Origin of the sequence: Streptomyces sp. NPDC001351 (assembly GCF_042896045.1) — a bacterium.
GTDB lineage: Bacteria > Actinomycetota > Actinomycetes > Streptomycetales > Streptomycetaceae > Streptomyces.
The window spans coordinates 664,774-688,423 of the sequence record NZ_JBIAWS010000005.1 but is presented as its reverse complement, the minus strand read 5'-3'; the positions used below and the strand labels follow the sequence as shown (position 1 = coordinate 688,423).

Annotated in this window: 15 protein-coding genes; 3 read left to right on the top strand and 12 right to left on the bottom strand. The window is 71.4% G+C overall.

Annotation, left to right across the window (positions count from 1 at the left end):
• Positions 1–35 precede the first annotated feature (35 nt).
• Both ACFY1U_RS21815 and ACFY1U_RS21810 read left to right on the top strand, forming a co-directional pair.
• Positions 36–455 carry a YciI family protein gene (locus ACFY1U_RS21815; protein ID WP_390695769.1) on the top strand — a complete coding sequence of 140 codons (420 nt, stop codon included), beginning with the start codon at positions 36–38 and terminating at the stop codon, positions 453–455.
• Between the two features lie 5 nt (positions 456–460).
• Positions 461–1,609, top strand: a complete 1,149-nt coding sequence (locus tag ACFY1U_RS21810) for an RNA polymerase sigma factor (protein ID WP_390695873.1) — start codon at positions 461–463, stop codon at positions 1,607–1,609.
• A 26-nt stretch (positions 1,610–1,635) separates the two neighbouring features.
• Here the strand turns inward: ACFY1U_RS21810 and ACFY1U_RS21805 are convergent, their stop codons facing one another.
• Both ACFY1U_RS21805 and ACFY1U_RS21800 read right to left on the bottom strand, forming a co-directional pair.
• Positions 1,636–3,117 (bottom strand): cytochrome P450, encoded by a 1,482-nt coding sequence (locus ACFY1U_RS21805; RefSeq protein ID WP_390695768.1) that lies wholly within the window; start codon positions 3,115–3,117, stop codon positions 1,636–1,638.
• Positions 3,118–3,126: 9 nt separating this feature from the next.
• Entirely contained in the window at positions 3,127–4,014 is an 888-nt protein-coding gene (locus ACFY1U_RS21800; protein ID WP_390695767.1) for an SDR family NAD(P)-dependent oxidoreductase, read from the bottom strand.
• Between the two features lie 50 nt (positions 4,015–4,064).
• On the opposite strand from ACFY1U_RS21800, the gene ACFY1U_RS21795 reads away from it, so the two are divergent.
• A complete protein-coding gene (locus ACFY1U_RS21795; protein ID WP_390695766.1) occupies positions 4,065–4,523 on the top strand; it encodes a nuclear transport factor 2 family protein in 459 nt (152 codons plus the stop codon).
• Positions 4,524–4,571: 48 nt separating this feature from the next.
• Here ACFY1U_RS21795 and ACFY1U_RS21790 read toward each other — a convergent pair whose 3' ends face one another.
• The 10 genes from ACFY1U_RS21790 to ACFY1U_RS21745 all read right to left on the bottom strand — a co-directional run bounded on the left by ACFY1U_RS21790 (position 4,572) and on the right by ACFY1U_RS21745 (position 23,570).
• Positions 4,572–4,991 (bottom strand): ester cyclase, encoded by a 420-nt coding sequence (locus tag ACFY1U_RS21790; RefSeq protein ID WP_390695765.1) that lies wholly within the window; start codon positions 4,989–4,991, stop codon positions 4,572–4,574.
• A 56-nt stretch (positions 4,992–5,047) separates the two neighbouring features.
• Positions 5,048–7,483, bottom strand: a complete 2,436-nt coding sequence (locus tag ACFY1U_RS21785) for a KR domain-containing protein (RefSeq protein WP_390695764.1) — start codon at positions 7,481–7,483, stop codon at positions 5,048–5,050.
• A gap of 28 nt (positions 7,484–7,511) precedes the next feature.
• Positions 7,512–13,373 (bottom strand): SDR family oxidoreductase, encoded by a 5,862-nt coding sequence (locus ACFY1U_RS21780; RefSeq protein ID WP_390695763.1) that lies wholly within the window; start codon positions 13,371–13,373, stop codon positions 7,512–7,514.
• A gap of 58 nt (positions 13,374–13,431) precedes the next feature.
• Positions 13,432–14,919: an acyltransferase domain-containing protein gene (locus ACFY1U_RS21775; RefSeq protein WP_390695762.1), complete on the bottom strand. Its 1,488-nt coding sequence runs from the start codon at positions 14,917–14,919 to the stop codon at positions 13,432–13,434.
• A 66-nt stretch (positions 14,920–14,985) separates the two neighbouring features.
• Complete coding sequence (locus ACFY1U_RS21770) at positions 14,986–16,365, bottom strand: NAD(P)/FAD-dependent oxidoreductase (protein WP_390695761.1); 1,380 nt, start codon at positions 16,363–16,365, stop codon at positions 14,986–14,988.
• A 51-nt stretch (positions 16,366–16,416) separates the two neighbouring features.
• Entirely contained in the window at positions 16,417–17,907 is a 1,491-nt protein-coding gene (locus tag ACFY1U_RS21765; RefSeq protein ID WP_390695760.1) for an MFS transporter, read from the bottom strand.
• Positions 17,908–17,958: 51 nt separating this feature from the next.
• Positions 17,959–19,215 carry a wax ester/triacylglycerol synthase domain-containing protein gene (locus ACFY1U_RS21760; RefSeq protein WP_390695759.1) on the bottom strand — a complete coding sequence of 419 codons (1,257 nt, stop codon included), beginning with the start codon at positions 19,213–19,215 and terminating at the stop codon, positions 17,959–17,961.
• A gap of 46 nt (positions 19,216–19,261) precedes the next feature.
• The gene (locus ACFY1U_RS21755) at positions 19,262–20,806 is read right to left on the bottom strand and encodes an acyl-CoA carboxylase subunit beta (protein ID WP_390695758.1); all 1,545 of its coding nucleotides are present in this window, start codon (positions 20,804–20,806) and stop codon (positions 19,262–19,264) included.
• A 279-nt stretch (positions 20,807–21,085) separates the two neighbouring features.
• Positions 21,086–21,910, bottom strand: a complete 825-nt coding sequence (locus ACFY1U_RS21750; RefSeq protein ID WP_390695757.1) for an IclR family transcriptional regulator — start codon at positions 21,908–21,910, stop codon at positions 21,086–21,088.
• 247 nt (positions 21,911–22,157) lie between these two features.
• Positions 22,158–23,570, bottom strand: coding sequence for an alpha/beta hydrolase (locus tag ACFY1U_RS21745; protein WP_390695756.1), 1,413 nt, complete (start codon positions 23,568–23,570; stop codon positions 22,158–22,160).
• Positions 23,571–23,650: the final 80 nt, after the last annotated feature.

Genomic DNA, 23,650 nt, shown 5'->3' with positions numbered 1-23,650 from the left:
CCACAATGGGTCGCACCACACCGAGGAGAACCACGATGGCCAAGTACCTGCTGCTCAAGCACTACCGCGGCGCCCCGGCCGCGGTCAACGACGTGCCGATGGAGCAGTGGACTCCGGAGGAGATCTCGGCCCACGTACAGTACATGCGCGACTTCGCGGCCCGGCTGGAGGAGACCGGCGAGTTCGTCGACAGCCAGGCGCTCGCCCCCGAGGGGACCTTCGTCCGATACGACGGCGAGGGGCGCCCCCCGGTCACCGACGGCCCGTTCGCCGAGACCAAGGACCTCATCGCCGGCTGGATGATCATCGACGTCGACAGCCATGAGCGCGCCGTCGAGCTGGCCGGGGAGCTGTCGGCCGCACCGGGTGCGGGCGGCAAGCCGATCCACGAGTGGCTGGAGCTGCGCCCCTTCCTGGGCACGCATTCCACCACCACGGAGTGCACCTTCAAGTGACTCAGATCGACGAGGCCCTGCTCAGAAGCCTCACGCCGAGCGTGCTCGCCGTCCTCGTCCGCCGCGGAGCCGAATTCGCCGCGGCCGAGGACGCCGTGCAGGACGCGCTCGTCGAGGCGCTCCGCGTCTGGCCGGCCAGCCCTCCGCGGGACGCGAAGGGCTGGCTGGTGACCGTGGCCTGGCGGAAGTTCCTCGACGCGCGGCGGGCGGACGCCGCCCGCCGTCGGCGTGAGGACCGCCTCGAGGAGGAGCCGGCTCCCGGGCCGGCGTCAGCGGTGGACGACACGCTCCAGCTGTACTTCCTGTGCGCCCACCCGTCGCTGACGCCGTCGTCGGCGGTCGCGCTCACGCTGCGCGCCGTCGGCGGCCTCACCACGCGCCAGATCGCCCAGGCCTATCTCGTGCCCGAGGCGACCATGGCGCAGCGCATCAGCCGGGCCAAGCGCACCGTCTCCGGCGTGCGGTTCGACCAGCCCGGCGACGTCGCCACCGTGCTGCGCGTCCTGTACCTGGTCTTCAACGAGGGCTACTCGGGCGACGTCGACCTCGCCGCCGAGGCCATCCGTCTCACCCGCCGGCTCGCAGCCGGCTTCGACCATCCCGAGGTCGCCGGGCTGCTCGCTCTCATGCTGCTCCACCACGCCCGCAGGGCCGCCCGGACCGCGGCCGACGGCAGCCTGGTGGCGCTCGCCGAGCAGGACCGCACCCGGTGGGACACCAAGCTGATCGCCGAGGGGGTCGAGATCCTGCAGGCCGCCCTCGCCCGCGACCGGCTGGGCGAGTTCCAGGCCCAGGCCGCCATCGCGGCCCTGCACGCCGACGCACCCACCGCCGAGGAGACCGACTGGGTGCAGATCGTCGAGTGGTACGACGAGCTCACACGCCTGACCGACAGCCCCGTCGTCCGCCTCAATCGCGCGGTCGCCGTCGGCGAGGCCGACGGACCGCGCGCCGGCCTGACGGCGCTCGCGGCCCTCGACGACGACTCGCTGCCCCGCCACACCGCCGTGGCCGCGTACCTGCACGAACGCGACGGCGACCTGACGACGGCGGCCCGGCTGTACACCGAGGCGGCCCACAAGGCACCCAACCTGGCCGAACGCGACTACCTCACCCGCCAGGCGGCCCGGCTCAACACCCGCCGAAGTCCCTGACGAGCGGCATTTCCCGGAAGGGGCGCCTACCTGCCCTCCGGGCGGTACGGGCACGCCGGCTCGGCCGCCGCTGCGCCGGAGCCCGCACGTGACGTGGAGACGACGCCCGTCCTGCGCTCGCGTGGACGCAGTCGCACCATCACGTCCCGCAGAGGGCGAAGGGAGATCACCGGGGAGCCGTACTGCAGCGCGTCTCCCGGGACGAGGTTGAGCCGGAACCGCTGGTTGATCATCGCCACGATGATCCGCAGTTCGAGCAGCGCCATGTTGTTGCCGACGCACTGCCGAGGCCCCGCCCCGAAGGGGAGGTACGCCATGCGGGGCCGCTCCCGTACGGCCTGCGGGGTGAAGCGGTACGGGTCGAAGGCCACCGGGTTGTCCCAGTGGCGCGGGTTGTGGTGCGAGGCCAGGGGCGAGAGCAGGATCGACGACCCGGCCTCGATGCCGTAGCCGCCGAGGGTGTCGGGGCCGACGGCGGCCCGCGGGAAGATCCAGATGGGCGGATACATCCGCAGGCTCTCGTCCACCACCATCCGCGTGTACGTCAGCTCGGCCGCCCTGTCGGCGTCGGGCGTCGCACCGCCCAGCACGCCGCTGACCTCCTCGTCCAACTCGGCCTGCACATGCGGGTGGTTGGCGATGGAGAGCAGGGTCCAGCACAGGGAGACGGCGGTGGTCTCGTGGCCCGCCAGATAGATGGTGAGCAGTTCGTCGCGCAGTTGCCGGTCGGTCCACGGCTCGCCGGTCGCCGGGTCCTCGGCCTGCTCCATCAGGGCGATCAGTGGGCCCTCCCCGGTCCGCGCGTGGTTCTCCCGGACGTCCGCGACGACCTTGTCGAAGACCCGGTGGATGTGGTCGATCTTGCGTTTGCGGGCCGTGGGCAGCCAGGACGGAAGCATTTCGGACGGTGTACCCCGCCGGAACATGACCTCCACGACGTCGTCGACGATCCGCTTCAGCGCGGCCGACGCGGGCTTGATGTCGTAGGCGAACAGCGAGCGGCTGAGCGTGACCAGGGTGAGGCGCAGCATCTCGGTCATGAGGTCCACGGGCTCGTCCCGGGCGGCCTTCGCCTCCCATTCGTCGAGCATCTCCTCGGTGGCCGCGACGATGTTGGGCACGATGTCGGTGACCGCGTTCTTGAGGAACACCGGCTGCACGGCCCGGCGGTGTCCGCGCCAGAAGTCGCCGTCCGAGGTGAGCAGGCCCTTGCCCATGACCACGCCGAACTGCTCGTACAGCGGCCCGCGCACGTAGTTGGCGTTGTTCTCCACCAGCACCCTGCGCACCGCCTCGGGGTCGGTGACCTGATGGACGGTCATCGGCCCCAGCCGCATGCGGACCATCTCTCCGTAGTCGCGCTGAAGGCCGAGCAGGAACTCGGCGGTGTTGCGGCGCCAGGGACCCAGGCTGCCCAGGACGGGGGCTCCCTTGGGGCCGGGGGCTGTGCGCAGGCCTGTGGTGGATGTGGACGTGGTGGTGGATGTGGTGGTGGATGTGGTGGTCATCAAGGATCCTTACCTGGTCAGGCTGCGCGGCCGGGCTGTGTTGCGCGGTACCGGAAAGGCGCGCCGCACGAAGAGGTGGTCGAAGACCGCGTCCGGGGCCAGCCGCCGCAGCGCGATGGTGCTTCGGGCGAGGAAGCCGACGGTGTAGCGGGCGCGGGGGCGCCGCTTGTGGACGGCGCGTTCCACCACGCGGGCCACGTCGTCGGCGTGAACGGTGAAGGTGCCGGCCAGGGTGCGGCGGCTGCCCGTGTAGATCGCCTCGAAGTATTCGGCGGTGCGCTCGCGGAACTCGTCGTAGACCTCGTCCGCGGACGGGAGGTTGTCGACGTACGTCGCGCCGAAGTTGGTGGTGCGCACGGGGCCCGGCTCGATGACGACGACCCTGATGCCGAAGCCGGCCGTCTCCAGCCGCAGCGCGTCGCTGAGTGCCTCGACGGCGTGCTTGGACGCCTGGTAGAAGCCGCCGCCCGGGACCGCGTAGCGGCCGAAGATCGACGAGATGTTGACGACGGTCCCGGTGCCGGCGGACCGCATGCCGGGCAGGACCAGCTGGCTCAGCCGGGCCAGTCCGAAGACGTTGGTTTCGAACTGCCGCCGCATCCGGTCGAGTCCGATCTCCTCCACGGCGCCGGAGGCGGCGAACCCGGCACTGTTCACCAGTGTGCCGATCGCGCCGTGCTCCGCTTCGACTGCCTCGACGGCCGCACGCATGCTGTCCTCGTCGGTGACGTCCAGCCGCAGCGTGCGGATGCCCTCCGCGGCGAGCGGGGCGAGCGTTTTCGGCCTGCGCGCGGTGGCGTACACGAGCATTCCGCTGCGGTGCATCCGGAGCGCGCAGGCACGGCCTATGCCGGACGAACAGCCCGTGATCAGCACGGGATTCGGTCGATTGTTCACGATCTGCCTCTTCACGGTTTAGGGCGGGCCGTTACGGAAAGGTGCCGGGCATGTATCACCGGATCGTGGCCGCGAAGCTACGCAAAGCGTTCTCCGACATCAACGCCGGAAACTGGCAGTCCATGGTGGACACACTCTCACCCGAATTCACCTACGTCTTCTACGGGGAGCATGCGCTCTCCGGCGAGCGCCATACCGTCGAATCCATGAGCCGGTGGTGGCAGCGGGTCTTCCGGCTCATTCCCGAGGCCGAATTCGAACCGCAGGAAATCATCATTTCCGGCGGCCCCTGGCTGACCAGGGTCGCCACCAGGGTTCGAATCGGCGGCCCGCTGCCCGACGGCACCCGCTACGACAACGTCATGACCCAGTTCATGTATCTCAAGTGGGGGCGCATCACCGAGATCCACACCCTGGAGGACACCGTCGTCCTGCAGCGGGCGCTCGACCGGATCGCCGCCTCGGGGAACGCCGAAGCCCACGCCGAGCCCATCACGGACAAGCGCTAGCCCCGTCGACCGGCACCGGCACCCATGGGTGCCGGTGCCGGTGCGCGTTCAGCCGAAGGCACCCAGCTGCTTCGCGAGGTCGAAGGCGTCCAGGGAGAACCAGCTCTCCACGATCACCCCGTCACGGAACTCGTCGATGACGATCCCGGGGACGGCGAACTCCCGCCCGGCGGCCGGAATCCCCTCGTAGGGCTCGCCGGTGTGGGTGCCCCGCGCCGTGAAGCGGCTGACGACCTTCTCGCCCTCCAGAATCCAGTCGTCCACCGTGACCTGGAGGTCGGGGAAAGAGGCGCGCTGGATCCGCACCCATTCCTTGAGGTGTTCCACGCCCTCTTCGCCGTTCGGGGCCGTCCCGTGGCTGATGTGGTCCTCGGCGGCACCCTCGTAGATGACGTCGAGATTTCCCTTGTTGAGGCACTCCTCGTAGTAGCGCTCCAGAACTGCCTTGTTCTTCAAGGTGTTCGGCATTTCTCTCCACTCCCATTCCGTGGGGTTGTGCGAGGTGTCGGTGACCAACCTGGTCGTCAATCACCCGCGACTGGGCCCTCGAATCCGGTTATCGTCATGAAACGGGCGCCGGAGGTGGCGCTCGTGATTTTCCAGGTGCCGAGCACGGGATCTCCTTCGATGAAGGAATTCCCGTTCTCCTCGGCGTGGACGGTGATGCGTCCGACGGTCAGCGGGTCGACCGCGACCGAGATCCCCGCGCCCTGCCTCGCGCACAGCCGCACCACGTTCTCCAGCGCGGACACGGCCAGGGCGGTGCGGGGGACGGCCGCTGTCGCCCAGAGGTCGTTGGGCGCGCAGGGGCGTACCTCGCCGGCCCAGCGGCCTTCCTCGGTACGGGTCCACCGCGCTCGGGGCACGACCGCGGAACGCCAGCTCAGCAACTCGGGTCCCGAGCGCCAGGTGGTCATCCGGGTGAGCTCGCTGCGGGGCGGGGCGGGCGAGCGCGTGTCCCCCGGCGCGTACACGATGCGCGCTCCTGCCTCGGGACCCGCACCACCGGGGCGCCGGAAGCGGGCCTCGACCGTCCAGGACCGTCCGTCGTAGGCGCCCCGAAGCTCCCGCTCCAAGACCGTCACCGGCCCGTCGAGCCGCAACAGGTCAAGGGGGACGACGATGTCCTCCAGGCAGTCGAGGCTCAGCTCCGGGAAGTCCGGGGGTACGACCCACTCCGCGCCCCGGACCGCGTTCTCCAGCAGCAGGCTCACCGGGACCGCTTCGGCGCCGTCCACCAGGAAGTCCGTCAGGGCCGGGGTGGTCTGCCGGTCGAAGCGGACCCTCGACACCAGCCGGGCGTGCGGCTCGTAGGAGGTCACCTCGCCGAGGTGGTGGATCTTCGGGTACACCTCGGCGTAGCCGGGCAGGTCGGGCACGACCGGGTAACCGGTGGCCTGGCCGGGGTCGACGGCGTCGCCGAGCGGTCCCACGAAGGTGACCTCCCCGGTGGAGCCCGCCAGCAACTCGGCCCGCCACTTGGCGAGTCCGTCGGCGACGCCGAGCGGTGCCATGTAGCGCCGCGTCGCCGAGAAGTTCGCGATGAGGCCGATACGGTCCCAGGTCGGCCAGGCGAGCGTCATCACCGGGTAGGCGGCCCGGCGGTCCGCCCACCGGCCCAGCCGGGCGAGCGCTTCGTTCGCGGCGGCGTACTCCAGCTGGCCGACCATGCCGCCCAGCCGCCCGGTGAGCGAGCCCACGTTGCAGAAGAACTTCAGCCCGCTGTCGGCGAGTTCACCGAAGAGATGGACGAAGCTGTCGATCTTCGTCGCCACGGTCCGCAGGATGTCGTCGTCCGTCTTCTTGGGCAGCCTGGCCGCCGTGTCCACGCCCGCGTTGTGCACGACACCGGTCAGCGCGTCGCCCTCCCGAGCCAGCAGGGCGCGCACCTGCTCCAGGTCGGTGAAGTCGCACGGGACGTACTCGATGCGCAGTCCGCGCGCCCGCGCGCCGGTGACGTTGCCCGCCAGCTCCCACAGGCGGCGGACGCGGGCGATGTCGCGGCGGATCTCGGGCAGCGGGCGCCCCCGGCGGCTGCCGGACCACAACTCCTGCTCGTACGCCTTGAGTTCGTCCGCGCCGGCACCGAACCATGGTTCGTCCGCGGAGGGGAAGGGCTCCCGGCCGGTCACGACCACCCGCGTTCCGTGCTGCTCCGCGAGCGTGCGCGCGAGCTCCCAGCCGATGCCCCGCCCGCCTCCCGAGACCAGGACGCAGTCCTCGGGGCCCAGGCGCACGGCGGGGGCGCCGACCGGTGCCGCGACGGGAGAGAGCGTGAGGCGCCGTCCGTCGCGGTGGCCGACCTCGATCTCGCCGGTGCGGCCCAGCTCGCTCACGACGACGTCGGGCAGGTCCCCTGCCGCCGAGAGCGCGGTGTCCACGACGCGCGCGTTGCAGTTGGGGAACTCCCGGTGCAGCGTCTTGGCGAGCCCCGCCCAGATGCCGCCCAGCGGTTGGGCCAGGTCGTCGTCCGGATGCTGCCCCATCCCGCCGCCGAGGTGGGTCACGGCGAGATAGAACAGCCGCCGCGCGGAGGTCTCCGCGGCCCAGTTGTCGTACTGCTCGCGCAGCGCGGTCACGGTCCGCCGGAGCGGCTCGCGCCACACGCCCGTCAGGTCCTCGGTGCCGTGCGCGGGGGTCCCGCCGCCCAGGGTGAGGTCGACGATGGCGTCCACCGCGCCGTCGCCGGGGGCGGGCGCCGCGGTCGCGGGTGTACGGCGCCGCACTCGTGCCCCGTGTGCGGTCAGTGCGCGCTCGACGCGCTCGGCGCTCTCGTCGTCACCGGCGAGCAGCAGGACCCGCATCCCGGCCGGCCGCGACGTGTCCGGGGTAAGCGGTGGCAGCGCGGCGGGCCGCCACACCATCCGGGTCGTCGGCTGCACCGCCGGGTCCCCGGGCAGTGGCTCCCCGGTGGCGGCGGGCACGACGGTACGCGGTGAATCCCGCGAAGTCGTCAGCATGTTTCACGTTCCTTCCTGGCCACGCGGATCACGGTCGCGGCTCTCGGGCGCCGTCGGCGGGCACGGCCTCGCCCGTGCGGGCGTCGACGTAGCCGATCAGTGCCGCCCTGAGGTCCTTCATCTGCAGGACCATCCGGCCGTCGGGACGGGCGGCGACGAACCGGTTGTCCACCCGGTCCGCGGAGAGGCCGAACCCGCGGGGCGTGGCGTACAGGTCGATGGGGCCCGGACCAGTCGACAGGGTGTGGTCGTTCGTCTCCTCGTAGAGGTCGATACGGCGGATAGACAGGGGTGCGGCCACCGGCACCAGCCGGCCGTCCACCAGGTCCAGCACCCCGACCCTGGCCAGTCCGTCCAGCAGTACGCACGGCACGGTGAACCGTGGCCACACCGGGTCGTCCGAGGGAAGCGAGAGGGAGTACCGTCCCCGTTTGCCCAGGGGGTGGATGCCTGTTCCGGTCGTCGAGACGAACGGCCCGCTCAGCCGGACCGGCGAGCCCGGCTGGTGGTACGGATCGGGGACGGGAGTGTCGTCCGCGCTGTCCCAGGGCTCCCAGCGCGGGGCGGGTGCGAACTCGTCGGCGAGGACCACCCGGGCCGCGAAGTGCGGCCTGTTCTCGACCAGGACGACGCCGCCCGGTGACACCACGTCCTCGGAGACCAGGACCTGGACGACGGTGGTGTCCCCTTCGTCCTCGACGATCTCCGCCGTGATGCGCTTCGGCGCCGTCGGGACATCGCGGTACACCCGCAGGAAGTGCTCGAACGTGAGGTCCTCGAAGGCGGTCACGGTCCGGCCGGGCACCAGATGGCGGGCCGCCTCGGCCGCGAGTTCGGTGACGAAGGTGCCGGGCAGCGTCGGTTCGCCCCGCACGGTGTGGTGTTCCAGATAGCCGTCGGTGCGCAGGTCGAAGGGGCAGGCGAACTCGGCGGAGCGGTCGCCCGAGGACACCAGGCGGCGCAGGAAGAAAGCGGGCGGCGCGGGCCTCGCGGCCGGGGGCTCCGGGGCCTCCTCGGCCCTCAGATAGCCGGGGTAGAACTTCTCCACTGTGGCCTCTTCCGCGTCCCCCAGGTGTACGACGGAGGGCCGCCGGACCGGGGCGTGCAGCTCCTGCACGAAGTGGTGGACGCCCTCGGGCACCGGCATGCTGCTGTAGGAGCCGGCCCGTTCGTAGTACGCCTTCGTCAGCTCGCCCGCGCCCATGCCGACGCTCCCCCACAGCGTCCACCCGATGGTGACCTCCGGGTGGCCGGAGGTGGCCGCCGCGTGGGTCGCGGCGCTGCTCAGGAAGTCGTTGGCGGCGGCGTAGTCCGCTTCACCGAGCTGCCCGAAGTGGCCCAGCAGGGAACCGAAGTTGCACCACAGCCGCGGCGGGGCGTCGCGCAGCGCGTACTTCAGGTTCAGATACGACTGCACTTTCAGGTCCCGGATGGCGGTGAACTCCGCGAAGTCCTTGTCCTTGATGAGTGCCGAGCGCTGGAGCCCCGCGGAGTTGATGAGCAGGTCGATCCGTCCGTGGTCCCGCAGAACCTCGCCGAGGGCCTTCTCCACCTCGGCGCCGTCGCGCATGTCGCAGGTGCGGTAGACGACCCGGTCGGCGCCGCTTGCGGCCGCCATCTCCTCCAGGTTGCGCCGGGATTCACGCGCGTTGAGCATCCGATCGAAGTCCTTGGTGATGCTCGCGACGTTGCGGCCCCCGCCCTTGGCGAGTTCGGCGGAGATGTACGCGGCCCGCCCCGCGGCGAACTCCTCGTCGCTCCCGGCGAACACGGAGGGCGGATAAGCGTCGAGAGCGTTGCTGCCGAACACATGGATGTGTGAACCGAACTCCCTGGCAAGGGACTTGACCACCTCCGCGGTGATCCCCCGGGTGCCGCCGGCCACGACGACCACGGAGTCCCGGTCCAGCGCGAGGGCCGTGTCCTCGTCCAGCGTGACCGGCTCGTCCCGCAGCCGCCAGGTACCGCGCACCCCGTCGTTCTCCACGACCACGGGGAAGTCTCGGGCCGCACCGCTCTCCTCCTCGACGCCGCGTACCGCCGCCGCCACGTCGCCACCGGAGGTGAGGTACGCGAGGCTGCCGCCTTCGGACAGTTCCAGACCCGCCGTCTTCAGGAGGCCGGTGAAGAGACCGGAGAAGGGATGCGGTGTGCCGTCCTGCACGGCGCCCAGCAGGAGCATCGTCACGGCCGAACCGGGCCGGGCCAGATCGTCGTAGGCGAACTGCAGGGCCAGGTACGCGGCGTCGTGCAGAGCGAGCAGAGAGGGGGTGCCGGCCGCGGCGAGGGCTTGGTCCGGCGGCACGGCGCGGCTGAGGTCGCTCAGGATCCGCAGCCGGGTGACCGGCCCGGCGGTGCCCGAGAGCGCCTCGCGTACGGCCTCGGGGGTGACCCGCGACAGGTGGTGCCAGCCGGCCCGGGGGGTGTCGAGCGGGGCGGTGGACAGCACCGTGAGCGCGGAGTCCGGTCCGGCCGCCCGGGCCACCAGGTCGGGTGCGTCGGTGACGACGACGGCGCCGTCCGGCAGGAACGGGACCGGCTCACGGGCCGGGCGGGACGGGGCGGCTTCCCACACCGGGACCCGACGCCGGACCCGCAGGGGCTCGCCGGCTTCGGTGTGGGTGGTCGAACGGAAGCCGTCACGAAGGGTTTCGGGGGTGGTCGCGGTGGTGCGGCCGCCGGGGATGGTCAGCCTGAGCCTGGGTCCGGTGGCGCTTGCGTCTTCCGCACTGGAGACCGTCACACTCCCCGCCGGGCCGTGCAGGGCCCTGAGGACGGCCAGGCCTCCGGCCGCGCCCAGGTAGCGGGCGTTCTCCGGGGCTCCGGCCCCGCACACGACCGCCTCGTGCTCGGCCGCCTCGTCCAGCGTCTCGTCCACGTACGCCAGGACGGGCAGGCCCGCGCGCCGGGCCCGTTCCTCGGTGGTCAGCGCGAACAGGAAGGCGCCCTCGGCCAGTTCCTCCTCCTGCTCGGGCAGCAGGTCGCCGATGAGGGACCGGTACTCCGGGAGGCTGTTGCCGTTGATCCCGCCGGCCAGGGCGAAGTCCAGCTCCCCGGTCCGCAGATACCGTCCGGCCAGGGTGATCGAGGACAGCGCCGAGGCGAAGCCCGAGTCCAGCGTCATGTTGGAGCCGTTGAGGTCGAAGTAGTTCGCCACCCTCGCGGAGATGATGTTGGGCATCTGACCGGGGAACGAGTCCTCGTTGGACTCCGGGATCCTGGACCGCACCTGTTCCCGCAGCCGGTCGAGTACCCCGGGCACCTCGGCGGATCCGGCGAGGGGTGACGCGCCGAGTGCCTCGCCGATGTCGTCCAGGTAGCACCGGTCGGCGTAGAGCATCGCGGCCCTGGTCGGCCCCATGTGCCCCACGAACACCCCGGTTTTGGGGGCCTGCTCGTTCCAGAAGTCCGGCATCCGGTCCCGGAGTTCGTGCGCGCACTCGAGGATCATCAGCTGGCACCGGTCCAGGGCGCGGATCGTCTTGGGAGGCAGCCGGACCTTGTTGAACGGCGGCACCGGGTAGTCCGCTCCGAAGCTGTCCAGCGGCGGCCGGCCGCCCTTCAGCCAGCCGGTCACGTCCTCGCGCCCGTCCAGGCCCGGCACATGGGCCGACCAGCCGACGAGGGCCACCCGGCTGTCGGTGGCGGGCGCCTTCGTGGCCGGGGTCCGCGCCTCGGCCGCCGCGGCGCGCGGGCGGTTCTCGGAGACGATGAGATGGGCGTTCGTACCTCCGAAGCCGAACCCGGACACGGCCGCCAGCCGGGGCCGCTGCCCGCCCTCGGGCCAGGGCCTCGGCTCCGCGGTGACCTCCAGCCGCGTGTCCGCGAGCCGGAAGTCGGCACGCGGGGTGTCGAGGCGGAACTGTCCGGGGATGGTGTGCTGCTCCAGACCCTTGAGGCTCTCGATGAGCGAGACGACACCTGCGGCCCAACCGGTGTGTCCCAGCAGCGACTTGTTGGAGGTGACGGCCGTCGGGGCGGAGGTGCCGAAGTGCTCCCGCAGGGTCGTGAACTCCTCCAGGTCACCGGCGGGTGTACCGGTCGCGTGCGCGTTGATCCACTGCACGTCCGTGCTGTCGACTTCGCCGCCCTCCAGGGCCCGCCGCACCGCCAGGCTCTGCCCCTGGGCGTTGGGTGCGTAGATCGCCTTGCCCTTGCCGTCGGAGGACGAGCCGAAGGCTCGCAGCACGCCGAGCACCCGGTCGCCGTCCTGCTGCGCCCTGCGCAACCGCTTGAGTACGACCAGGGCGGCGCCGTCCGCGAAGATCACGCCGTCGGCGCTCTCGTCGAGGGCGTGCACGGTGCCTCGCTTCGACAGTCCCTGCAGCTTCGAGAACAGGACGGTGCCGCGCGGCGCCAGGGCGAAGGCTCCGCCGCACACGGCGACGTCCTGCTTGCCCATCAGCAGGCCCTTGGCCGCTATGTCGACGGCGTACAGCGACGAGGAGCAGGCGGTGTCGACCATGTGGAGTTCGGTGGAGGGCGGGAGGACGCCGTCCATGGCCACTTCGCCGACCCGGTGGGGCAGGAAGCGCGAGGGGGAGCGGGCACCGCGCCGGTACCGGTCGGTCAGGGCCTGGTCGATGCCCTCGCGGAGCGTGTCCCGCTGCTCGTCGGGGATCTGCAGTTCGTCGACGATGCCGTGCGTCAGCCGGTTTGCGCTCGCAAGAACGCCCGCCTCTTCGAGGTGCTGGCTGCCGTCCGGGGTGTAGCCGACCACGAAGGAGCACCTGTCGGTGGAGCGGCGCGTGACGCCGTCGAGCGCCTGCACCAGGCTGTGGCGCAGCCACTTGGTGGTGAGTTCCGCCTCGTCCGGGCCGTACGGCATGCCCTCCAGGGCCCCTTCGGCGGCGGCGAAGTCCGTGATGAACACGCACTGTTCGGCGTACGCCTTGTCCTCGGCGGCCAGGTCGGACGAGTGGAAGCTGTTGTGCTGCCAGCGCTCGCGGGGGACCTTGACGAAGAGCTCGTCGCCTGTCGTACGCAGCTTCCAGAACTCGTCGGGGCTGTTGGCCCCGGCGACGGCCATGCCCATGCCGACGACGGCGATGGCGTCGTCTCCGAACTCGACGGGTTCTTCGGTGTTGCCTTCGGGCGCCTCGGCGGCCTCCGTCGGAGGCGAAAGAAGAGCGGCGCCGAGGGTGAGGCCGCCGTCGGCCAGGACGACCTGCCCGGTGATCCACCTGGCGTCGTCGGAGGCGAGGAAGGAGACGAGTGCGGCGAACTCCTCCGGCCTGCCGAGCCGCCCCCACGGGGTGGCCCGGGCGATGACGTCCTGCATCGGCCCGGCATCGGGGAACTTGTCCGCCACCTCACTGCTCAGCATGGCGGCCGAGGCGACGTTGACCCGGATGCCCGAGGGCGCCAGTTCCACCGCGAGATAGCGGGCGGCGGCCTCGGCGGCCGCCTTCGCCGGGGCGCAGGCCGAGTAGTTGGCCATCACCATCTGCGAGCCGCCCAGCGCGGACACGGTGACGATGGAGCCGCCCCCGCCCCGGGCCATCAGCGGTGCCGCGGCCCGTGAACAGCGCAGCCCGCCCTTGTAGTTGGTCTCGATCGCCTTGTCGAGGTGGTCCTCGGTGATCTCGTCCGGGGGCAGCAGGGCGCCGTTCGCCGCGTTGTTCACGAGGATGTCGAGCCTGCCGTGCAGCCGGTCGACCTCCTGGAACATCCGGTCGACCTGTTCCTGCCGGGCCACCGAGGCCCGTACGAGATCGACCCGGGCTCCCTCCGCGACGAGTTCGTCGCGCGTCTGCTTGGCCTGCTCGTGCGAGTGGAAGTAGTTGAGGACGATGTCGGCCCCCCGTGCGGCGAGGTCCCGCACGATGGCCTTTCCGATCCCCCTCGACCCTCCGGTTACCAGCGCCACCTTGCCGGTGAGGTCCCTCATCGAAATCCGTGTCCTTCGTGTCCGTCGCGTCCGTGGTGTGCGTGGTGTCGGTCGGGCATCAGCCCGTCGGCGCCGGCTCGGGGTGCCGTTCCAGCTCCGCGATCACGAAGTCGGCGATGGCGTCGAGCGTGTTGTAGGGGGCCAGCCGGAAGTCCGCCTCGCGGGGCGGCAGTTCGTACCGCTGGGAGACCCGGGAAAGCAGCTCGACCTGCTTGACCGAGTCGACGCCGAGCTCGGCCTCCAGCTGCGCTCCCCCCTCGAAGACCTCTTCCGGGTACTCCAGCGCCTGCGCGTACAGGGTCCGCAGCTCGCCGAGGACCTCGTCGCGGTCCAGGGCTGCGTGCGCAGGCGCGGGACTTGGGCCCGGCTCCTGCTCCCGGCCCTGCTCGCGCTCTTCCTCCGCGAAGGCCTCCGCATCCCTGCGCACGCGCTCCCGTACCTCGTGCCCGTGCGCCTTCCAGTAGGCCTCGAAGAGGTCCGAGGCAACGGTCGGGGCCAGCAGCTCCGCGAGGCCGGTCCCGGACCCGGAGGTGCCGTCCGGGTCGGCCAGGCCCGCCGCGCGCAGCTCCCGGAGTGTCGCGTCCAGCGCCAGCCGGTCGCCGTCGTCGAGCGCGAGGGTGGGCAGGGAGCGCACGTCGGAGCCCTGGGTCAGCCGGGTCACCAGCTTGGACAGCGCGGCACGTCCGCCGGCCTCCACGAACGTGGCGACACCGTCCCGGTGCAGGGCGCGCACCGCTGCCGCGAACCGGACCGGCTGGACGAAGTGGTCCGCGAGGCGGCCGGCGAGCGGTTCGCCGGGCTCGTAGTGGCGCTGGATGATCGGCGAGTACACCGGCCGCTGGAGCCGGCGCTGGTCCAACGTGCGGACGAACGCCTCGAATTCGGGGGCCGCGGGTGCCAGCGCCGGGGTGTGGAACGGGAACGGCGCGTCGATCTCGATCGCCCCGATGTTCAGCTGGGCGGCGATCGCCGTCACCTGGTCCAGCACCCCGTCGGGGCCGCTGACCACGGTCTGCTCGTCGTGGTTCTCGGTGGCGACCGCCAGCAGCGGGTCGTCCAGCAGGCCGAGGAGCAGACGGACCCGGTCGGCCCCGGCCGACAGGGCCACCATGCGTCCGTCGATCCCGTCGTGGCGCTCGATGACCGCGACGCGCTGCGCGACGATGCGTACGCCGTCCTCGGCCGAGAAGGCTCCGGCGGCCACCAGGGCGGTGATCTCCCCGAGGCTGTGGCCCGCGAGCACGTCCGGCCGTACGCCCTGGTCGGTGAGGATCTCGTGGGCGGCGAGGCCGGCGCCGTAGATGGCCACCTGGGACATCCAGGAGTCGCCCGCGAGCAGTCCTCGCAGGTCGGTCTGTTCAGGTCCGAACAGCACATCGCTGATACGTCGTGAGAACAGTGCGTCGGTCGCGGAGTCGAGGCGTTCGAACACCCGCTGGACCTGCGGGTACGTCTCCTTCGCCCGCCGCAGGGCGGCGCCGTCGAAGCCGCCCTGGCCGGGGAAGACGAACGCGGTGCTCGGGCCGGTGGAGGTGTTTTCGGGCATGCTGATGAATCCCTTGCTGAACGAGGTGGGGTTCTTGGGCGTGGGTGGCCGGCTCGTCGCGGGTGGCTAGAGCACCGGCTGTGGGGAGCCGTCGAGCAGGTAGCGCCCCATGGGGCCGAGGTTTCTGGCGATCAGCCGGTCGCCGGCCCGGGCGGCGGGGGCGAAGTGCCGGGGTGCTCCGCGCACCAGCCAGCGCACCATCCGCAGTTTCCAGCCGATGTCCGGACCGGGCTCCAGGTGGTCCAGCAGGGCGTGGATGTTGGCGGCGGAGTAGAACTGTGCGGGGTCCACGATCGTGGCGAACACGCCGACCATGTCCCGGCCGTGGGTGGCGCTGCGGCTCATCGCCCTGATGAACTCGATCTCCTCGGGGCTGTGGTCGGCGATGAGGGCGTGCTCACAGGTGTACCGGTAGTGGCCCGTGACCAGGTCGTCCCGTCGTCGGCCGTACCGGGCCAGCGCGGCCGGCAGCCCGGCACCGCGCGCGGGTGTCAGTCCCTCCTCGACGGCTTCCACGAGGAGTTCGGCGCTGCGCAGACCGTCGGTGATGCCCGCGGCCGTGATCGGGTCCCGGGTGTATCCGGCGTCCCCGACCAGCGCCCAGCCGGGGCCGTGCGCGCGGCGCATGAAGTTCGGTACGGCACCCGTCATCCAGCGGCCCGCGCGCTTGGTCTCGCGCAGCGACGCGGCCCACCGGGGGTCCACGTCCTCGAAGGCGTCGATGACGGTCCGGTCGCGTTCCTCGTCGTCGCTCGCCCTGAAGTCCCGCGTCGGCAGGGCGACGCCCACGATGGTCAGGTCGTCGTGGGTGGGCCAGGTGAAGGTGTGTTTGCGGGCGTGCCGGTGGGTGCGCACCCGGCCGTCGTGCGGCAGTCCTTCCCAGTAGGCCCAGTGGCTCTTGTTGAGGACGGGCCGGGTGGCGTACTTCTCGGCGCCGGTGAGCCGGGCGATGGTGGAGTTGGAGCCGTCGGCGCCCACGACGAGGCGGGCGTGTTCGGTCACGGTGGCGCCGTCGCCCGACCGTCCGCGTACGCCGGTCACGGTGCCCGCCTCGTCGGTGCACAGCTCCCGTACCGAGAAGTCCTCGCGGAACTCGACGCCGGCCTCGAGCGCGGCGTCCAGCAGAATCCGGTCCAGCGTGGCCCGGTCCGGGGAGTAGGCGGCGTCGACCTCGTCGACCGCCGGAAGCGGGGCCATCAGCCGGGCCCGGCCGCTCTGCAGGCCGTACTCCCGGATGGGCGGGCAGCCCGTGGCGGTCAGCCGGTCCAGCAGCCCCCAGCGTTTGAGGCGGGCAATGCCCGGCGGGTGCACCAGGTTGGTCGCAGCGGCCTTCCCTCCCGGGAAGACGGCACGGTCGAGGAGGAGGACGCGGTGGCCCGCCCTCGACAGGAGCATGGCCGTGGACGCGCCGCTGACGCGCGCGCCGACCACGATGACGTCGTACATATCAGGTCCCCCAGTTGTGTTTCGGTGAATTCGCATGCCGGGACGGGACGGCTAGCTCCTGGTCTCCTGAAGTGCGTGGGCCCCGCTCGCGTCCTGCCGCCCGACGCGGGCCCGGGCCGCCTCCGCCGCCTGCTTCTGCTTCGAGCGGCGCGGCGCGCACAGCATCGTCAGGACGCCGAGCGCCGCGAATCCGGATCCGACCCAGGCGGCGGGGACCAGGCCGTCGACGAACCGCTGAGGTGTGGTGTAACCGCCGTACGAGGTGAAGACCGAGGTCAGTACCGCCACGCCCAGGACTCCGCCGAGTTCGCGGAAGGTGTTGTTGGCGCCGGACGCGATGCCCTGTTCGCGCGGCCTGACGACGTTCATCGCCATCTCGGCGACGGGTGCGAAGAACAGCCCCAGACCGATGCCGCCCAGGACCAGACCGGGGACCTGGTCCGTGTACTCGGTGTGGACGTGGGACACCGAGGCCAGCCGGCCCAGTGCGACGGCCTCGGCCAGCAGTCCCAGGGCCACCACGAGCCGGTTGCCGATCCGGGCGGTCAGCAAGGAGGCGAGGGGGGCGACCACCACGGGCATCGCCGTCCACGCGAGCATCCGCACGCCCGCCTCCAGAGGCGAGTAGCCCTGGATGTTCTGCATGAACTGGGTGAGCAGGAAGACCAGTCCGAACATGGCTGCGAACATCAGCGCGCTGGTGACGTTGACGGCGGTGAACGAGCGGTTGCGGAAGAGCCGCATGGGCAGCATCGGCGACGGGGCGCGCAGTTCCCACAGGACGAAGGCCGTGAGCAGTACCGCTCCGCCGGCCAGGGAGCCGAGCACCTTGCCGCTGGTCCAGCCTTCGTCGGTGGTGCTCACCAGTGCGAAGACCACGCCGAGCATGCCGAGGCTCACCAGCGCGGTGCCGGGCAGGTCGAGCCGTGCGCTCGGCTGTTTGCTCTCGGCCAGCCGCCACAGTCCGAGCAGCAGCACGACGACACCGATCGGCACGTTGATCCAGAAGATCCACTCCCAGGAGATCTTCTCGACGACGGCCCCGCCGACCAGCGGGCCGAGCGCGACCGCCAGTCCGCTCAGCGCCCCCCAGACGCCGAGGGCGATGCCCCGCCGTCGCTCGGACACCGCCTCGGTCAGCAGGGTCAGGGTCAGCGGCATGACGATGGCCGCGCCGAAGCCCTGCACGGCCCGGGCGGCGATCAGCTCCCCCGGCGAACCGGAGAGCGCGCACGCCGCCGACGCGGCGGTGAACACCGTGAGTCCGGCCAGGAACATCCGCCGGCGTCCGAAGCGGTCTCCGGCGGCCGCGCCGAACATCAGGAAGACCGCGAAGGCCAGCGTGTAGGCGTTCACCGTCCATTCCAGGTCCTGGAGATCCGTACCCAGGGACTTCTGGATGGCGGGCAACGCGGTGATCACGACGAGGTTGTCCAACGCGGCCATGAACACCGCGAGTCCGCTCACGACCAAGGTCCATGAGGCGTTGCCGCGAGTTCCACCGTCTTGACTGGTTGCGTGGGCAGGGGACCGACCGGACATAGAAGATCCTTCGTAGAACGTACGGTGGGCAGGCGCGCCGGGCGGTCCGGGCTAGGCGCAGGCGCGCAGGGTGTCCAGCGCGGTGCGCCAGAGGCCGGCCAGCTGCTCCGCTTCGGGCAGCGCGCGGTCGTACAGGAAGCTGATCCGCACCTGTTCTCCGTGCGAGAGCAGCGTCACGGACAGGGCGTTGCCCGGCAGGAGCACGCCGAGCGGGGTCACGTCGATCGCCGGGGCGCCCTGGAAGGACAGTGCTGTGGGCAGGCTGAAGTTGGAGGCGTACAGCGGGGACGCCTGTGGGCTGAGCAGTCTCCGGACCGTCCACCGGGTCAGGGCGGACGGAAGGATTCCGACAAGCGCCCGGCTGGCCGGCCGCAGACCGTGGGCGCGCATCCGCCGGGTGCGCCCTGCGAGTTGTGTGAAGGCGACGTCGAAGGGAGTCCCGGGGGCCGGCAGGGTGACGACCGCGGTGGTGAGGTGGTTGCCGAGGAGGGCGTCCTCGCCGGGCCGTCGGGTGCTCAGCGGCATCCGTACCGCGACGGGTGTCGTGCGCAGGCGGGACGGCAGGCGCCCCTCGCCCGTGGCGCTCCAGTCGTTGAGCGCCTGCCACAACGTCATGAGGAACGCGTCGTTCAGGGTGCCTCCGAACCGGCGGCTCAGCTCCCGCAGTTCGGCGGAGCTCGCGCCTGTGCTGCACACGCCGAGGCGCTCGGGGCGGGGCTTCGGCGCTCCGGGCCATGGCCGGGCGGGCACCAGGGCGCGGGCGAGACCGGCGCCGACGCTCAGCGTTCCACGGACCAGTTCGCGCGCGGAGCCGCTGATGAGCGGCCTCGGTCCCGCCGGGGCACGCCGGCCGCCCGCGGGAGAGCCGTCGCCGAACAGGGCGGAGACGACGTGGGCCGCGCCCATGCCGTCCTCGGCGCTGTGGTGAACCCGGTAGCAGACCCCGAACTCCCCGTCGGCGTAGCCGTGCACGAGGCGCATCGACCAGGGCGGAGCGTTCGCCGGCAGTGGCTCACGGGTCAGGGCGGTCAGGACGCTGTCGAGGGAGGTCCCCGCCGGGAACTCCTCCTCTTCCAGGTGAGCCGCGGGGTCGAATACGTCGGCCGGCTCCCGCCGGTGCCGTCCACCGGAAGAGGTCAACCGGTGCGTCAGGCCGGGGAGTCCCGGCAGCCGCTCGGCGAGGTGGTCGTGCAGTTCCTTGAGCGGCGGTGGTTTTCCTCCGAATCGCAGGAACTGGCCGTGGATCAGGCCGACTTCGCCTTCCATGGAGAGGAAGACCTCGTCGATGGGGTTGAGCCGGTGAGTCATGCGCTCCGCTTCCGTGTCGGTCGCGTCGGGCGGCGTCCTTGGCCGGTCACGTCGGCGGGTTGCCGTGTTTGCGGGACGGCAGATCGGCGTGTTTGGCACGTAACGCGCGCAGGGCCTCGACGAGCGTGGACCGGGTCTCGGCCGGGTCGATGACGTCGTCGACGAGCCCGCGTTCCGCGGCGTAGTAGGGATGCATCAGCTCGGCTCTGTACTCCTTGACGAGTCGGGCACGGGTCTCCTCGGGGTCCTCGGCGGCGGCGATCTCCCGGCGGAAGACCACGTTCGCCGCGCCCTCCGCGCCCATCACCGCGATCTCGTTGGCCGGCCAGGCGTAGGTGGCGTCGGCGCCGATGGACTGGGAGTCCATGACGATGTAGGCGCCGCCGTACGCCTTGCGCAGCACCACCGAGATCCTCGGGACCGTCGCATTGCAGTACGCGTAGAGGAGTTTGGCGCCGTGGCGGATGATGCCCCCGTGCTCCTGGTCGACCCCGGGAAGGAAACCGGGCACATCGACCAGGGTCACCAGGGGGATGCTGAAGGCGTCGCAGACGGAGACGAACCGGGCGGCCTTCTCGGCTGCGTGGATGTCCAGCACCCCGGCGAGGCTGGTCGGCTGGCTCGCGACGATGCCGACGGTCTGCCCGTCCAGCCGGGTCAGTCCGCACAGCACGCTGGTGGCCCAGCCCTCGTGCGTCTCCAGCCACTCCCCCTCGTCGACGACCTCCCTGATCACCGCCCGCATGTCGTATGGGCGGCTGCCGTCGGCGGGTACGAGGTCGACGAGCCCGTCGTTCGTACGCTCCACGGGGTCGTCGCAGGGGTAGGCGGGCGGCAGCTCACGGTTGTTGGAGGGCAGCAGCGACAGCAGGTGCCGTACTTCGTCGAGGCATTCGGCCTCGTCGTCGTGGACGAAGCCGGCGACGCCGGAGACCCTGCCGTGGACGTCCGCGCCGCCGAGTCCTTCGTGGGTGATTTCCTCACCCGTCACCGAGTGCACCACATCAGGTCCTGTGATGAACATCTGCGCGGTGCCGCGGACCATGAAAACGAAGTCGTTGAGCGCCGGAGAATAGGCGGCGCCGCCCGCGCACGGTCCCAGCATCACCGCGATCTGCGGAATCACTCCGGAGGCCCTGGTATTGCGGCGGAAAATGCCTCCGTATCCAGCGAGCGCCAAGACACCCTCCTGGATACGGGCGCCCGCGCCGTCATTGAGGGAGACCAGCGGTGCACCCGCCGAAACAGCCATGTCCATGATCTTGTGGATCTTGGTGGCGTGGGCCTCGCCGAGCGATCCGCCGAAAATGCGGAAGTCGTGGGCGTACGCGAACACGGTCCGCCCGTGCACGGTGCCCCAGCCGGTGACGACGCCGTCGGTGTGGGGCCTGCGGTGCTCCAGTCCGAACCCGGTGGCCCGGTGCCGCCGAAACCGCTCGACCTCGTGGAAGGACCCCGCGTCGAAGAGGAGATCCAGCCGTTCCCGCGCGGTCAGCTTGCCGCGGGCGTGCTGCTGCTGGGTACCGCGGGAGCCGGGGCCGCGCTCCACGTCGCGTCGGGTGGCGTGCAGGAGGGCGACGCTGTCCCGCATGTCATTCCTCCGTTTCGGCGGATCTCTTCGGATCGCTTCGGGATCTCCTTTCGCTTTCGATTATTCGGGAGTCGCTCGGTGTCATGTCAAGGAAAGCCGCGACTCTCCCGCAGGGCGAGAAACACCCTGGCGGGGGCGAAATCCCGCGACGCGAGAAGAAGGGGATCCACCCGAATAGGAGCAGCTGCCGCGGGTACGGCGAGGTCGAGGCCCGGCGAATTTCCGGTACGGCGAATTCGCCAGGCCTTTGCGCTCATTGGACGTCGGACAAGGAAACGCTCAGTACGAGCCCGGGGCCTCCGCCGACCAGGGCCCGTCGTCGTCCGCCGGAGTGAAGCGCGCGGCGGCGCGCTGCACAGCCCGTACAGCGGATCCGGGCCACGCCGACATGTCGTGCCCGGGCTTCAGCACGGCCACGGACCCCATGATCAACCCGTCCCACCGGACGGGCGCCGCGCAGCCGACCCAGCCTGCCGCCCACTCCTCGACGTCGGCCGCGAGCCCGTCCCTGCGGACGGACTCCAGGGAGGCCAGCAGCCGTGTGTTGTCGCGGTAGGCGCCCGGCCCCGCCCCGTCCGGGACCGGTTCGGCCAGGACACGGTCCTGGATGACCTTCGGCAGGAACGCGAGGATGGCACGCCCTGCGGCGCCGGTCCGCAGCGACCGGCAGACCTCCATGAACGCCCTGTGGGTGATCCCGAGTTCGGACAGGTCCGACGTGCCGACAGCCATGTCCAGGCACTGTTTCCCGGCGCCTCCGAAGGGCGCCAGGGCGAAGAGGAACGCCAGCCCTCCGTCGGTGGCCGTGTGCAGATCCTCCAGGACGGCGTGCACGACACGCTCGTTGGGCGCGTGCGCGAGGGACTTCAGCCCGAGCCGTGCGGCGCCGGCCCCCAGCCGGTACAGACCGTGCCCCTCACGGGCGAAGATGCCGTCATACACGCCCGACTGGAGGATGCGGTGAACGGTGGAGTCGTCAAGGCCGGTCACCTCCGCCAACTCTCCGGGGCCGTGCATCTGCCCTTCGACCTCGGTGAACGCCCGCTGGACCCGGAATACCCGGTCGGCGTGCGCGCTGCCGCCTAAGGTGCCGCGCTTGCTCATACTCCTGCTCCCCGTTAAGGCTGCGCCGTCCCACACCGCGCGGACGGCCTGTCCCTTGGTAACCAAGGTAGTCACCTGTCCGGTCGGTCTGCCCACCCGGACCCGACCATCACGGCTCCACCACAAACGGGAGCGGGACAGCGATGTGGTCGGCCGCCGGGGAGTGCGGCCGCCTCGCCTCCGGGAGTCCGCCACCGCTCGGGGCACGACCGTGGCCGTGCCCCGAGCGGCATCAGCGGTTCCCGGGTCAGCGCCCGGTCGGGTACGCCGGGCGGTCGCGGCCGACCGTCAACCGGGCCGGGCGGTAGGGGACATACGCCGCCCCGTCCAGACCGAGCGCGGTGGCGGACCGCTGGAGCGCTGCCGGGGTCGCTGCGTCGTCCCAGCGACCGGTGGTGACGCGATGTTCGAGAGCGTGCAGGGCGGCCACGGTCTCGGCGGTGGTGAACGCGCAGTGGCCCTGTCGCTCGACGTACGCCTGGCGCAGCAGCGCGCCGTCGCCGGAGGCACGCACGCGGGCGGCGAAGCGGTTCTCCTGCTGCACCGGGACCAGGTTGTCGGCGGTGGTGTGCACGTCGAGCAAGGGCACCTCGAGGCCCTGGCCCGCGGAGGACGTCCGCTGCGCGGTGCTGACGGCGGCGGGATCGGCGGTGATCGCGGCGCCCTCGGTCAGCGTGCGCAGTTCGGCCCGCAGGTCGAGACCGGCCGCCCGGTAGAGTGCACGCACCTGGGAGGCGTGTTCCGAGCCGGCCAGCAGACGGGCGTAATTGACACCCCGGTTCCAGGAGTTGTTGCCGCCGACGGACTGCTCTATGGCATACCGGCCGCCCTCGACGAACGACAGGATGCCCTGCGCGAACCAGTCGTACTGCTGCTCCTCCTGGCCCGCCCAGTCGGTCGCGGCGGGCCGGTCCTTTCCGGGCGACCAGGCGGGCAGGTTGAGGAAGGCGGCGGCCAGTGCGACCCGGGCCCGGCCCTGCGGGGTGGACTGCGCCGCGGTGACCGTCTTGGTGAGCAGGTCGGCGGTGGCGGACGCCTCGGCGGAGGTGCCGAACCGCACGAGTTTCACGTCCTGTCCGGGCAGCAGCAGGCGGGCAAGGGTGTACTCGGCGTCCAGCTGGTAGTTGTCCAGATCCGTGCCGCCCGCGACCAGACCGCACTGGCCGAGCGCGCCGTCGATGCGCCCGCCGCCGTCGCGGGCGATCTGCGCGTTGACGAGCCCTCCCATGGACTGGCCGATGGCCAGGGTGCGCCGCGGCGTCCCGATTTTCGCGGTGACGGCGTCGAGCGTGCCGAACTGGTCCCGTTCGGCGCTGTTCAGAGCCCACATCGAGCCATGCGGGTCGTACGACGAACCGGCCATCGCATAGCCCTCGGCGAGCAGCTCGGTGCGCACCGCGTCCGTGGGGGCGTCCCTGGCGACAGTGGGACCGAAGCCGTGGCTGAACAGCAGCAGGGTGCCGTTCCAGTGGTCGGGTACGTCCGCGATCCAGGTGGCACCGTCGGAGAGCGTGCCGGTGAGGTGGCCGGCGGCCGGGGTGTTCGCCGGGGCGGCCGGTGAGGGGACGGCGGTGAGCGCCGCGGACGCCAGCGTGACCAGGGCGGTCAGGGCGACGCGCAGACGAGTGCGGGGAATGCGGGTACGGGTTCCGGCAGGCATCGTGCGGCTCCTCGGGACGGATGCGGGCGTGCGGGGCGGGGCCGGAGCAGACGGTCAGTGCACTGAGCGAACACGCGGAG

Bases quoted from the DNA above. Each gene is read 5' to 3' on its own strand.
- ACFY1U_RS21750 (WP_390695757.1), bottom strand. From the start codon at position 21,910: ATGAGCAAGCGCGGCACCTTAGGCGGCAGCGCGCACGCCGACCGGGTA.
- ACFY1U_RS21785 (WP_390695764.1), bottom strand. From the start codon at position 7,483: ATGCTGACGACTTCGCGGGATTCACCGCGTACCGTCGTGCCCGCCGCC.
- ACFY1U_RS21780 (WP_390695763.1), bottom strand. From the start codon at position 13,373: ATGAGGGACCTCACCGGCAAGGTGGCGCTGGTAACCGGAGGGTCGAGG.
- ACFY1U_RS21775 (WP_390695762.1), bottom strand. From the start codon at position 14,919: ATGCCCGAAAACACCTCCACCGGCCCGAGCACCGCGTTCGTCTTCCCC.
- ACFY1U_RS21745 (WP_390695756.1), bottom strand. From the start codon at position 23,570: ATGCCTGCCGGAACCCGTACCCGCATTCCCCGCACTCGTCTGCGCGTC.
- ACFY1U_RS21770 (WP_390695761.1), bottom strand. From the start codon at position 16,365: ATGTACGACGTCATCGTGGTCGGCGCGCGCGTCAGCGGCGCGTCCACG.
- ACFY1U_RS21790 (WP_390695765.1), bottom strand. From the start codon at position 4,991: ATGCCGAACACCTTGAAGAACAAGGCAGTTCTGGAGCGCTACTACGAG.
- ACFY1U_RS21805 (WP_390695768.1), bottom strand. From the start codon at position 3,117: ATGACCACCACATCCACCACCACATCCACCACCACGTCCACATCCACC.
- ACFY1U_RS21760 (WP_390695759.1), bottom strand. From the start codon at position 19,215: ATGACTCACCGGCTCAACCCCATCGACGAGGTCTTCCTCTCCATGGAA.
- ACFY1U_RS21765 (WP_390695760.1), bottom strand. From the start codon at position 17,907: ATGTCCGGTCGGTCCCCTGCCCACGCAACCAGTCAAGACGGTGGAACT.
- ACFY1U_RS21755 (WP_390695758.1), bottom strand. From the start codon at position 20,806: ATGCGGGACAGCGTCGCCCTCCTGCACGCCACCCGACGCGACGTGGAG.
- ACFY1U_RS21815 (WP_390695769.1), top strand. From the start codon at position 36: ATGGCCAAGTACCTGCTGCTCAAGCACTACCGCGGCGCCCCGGCCGCG.
- ACFY1U_RS21795 (WP_390695766.1), top strand. From the start codon at position 4,065: ATGTATCACCGGATCGTGGCCGCGAAGCTACGCAAAGCGTTCTCCGAC.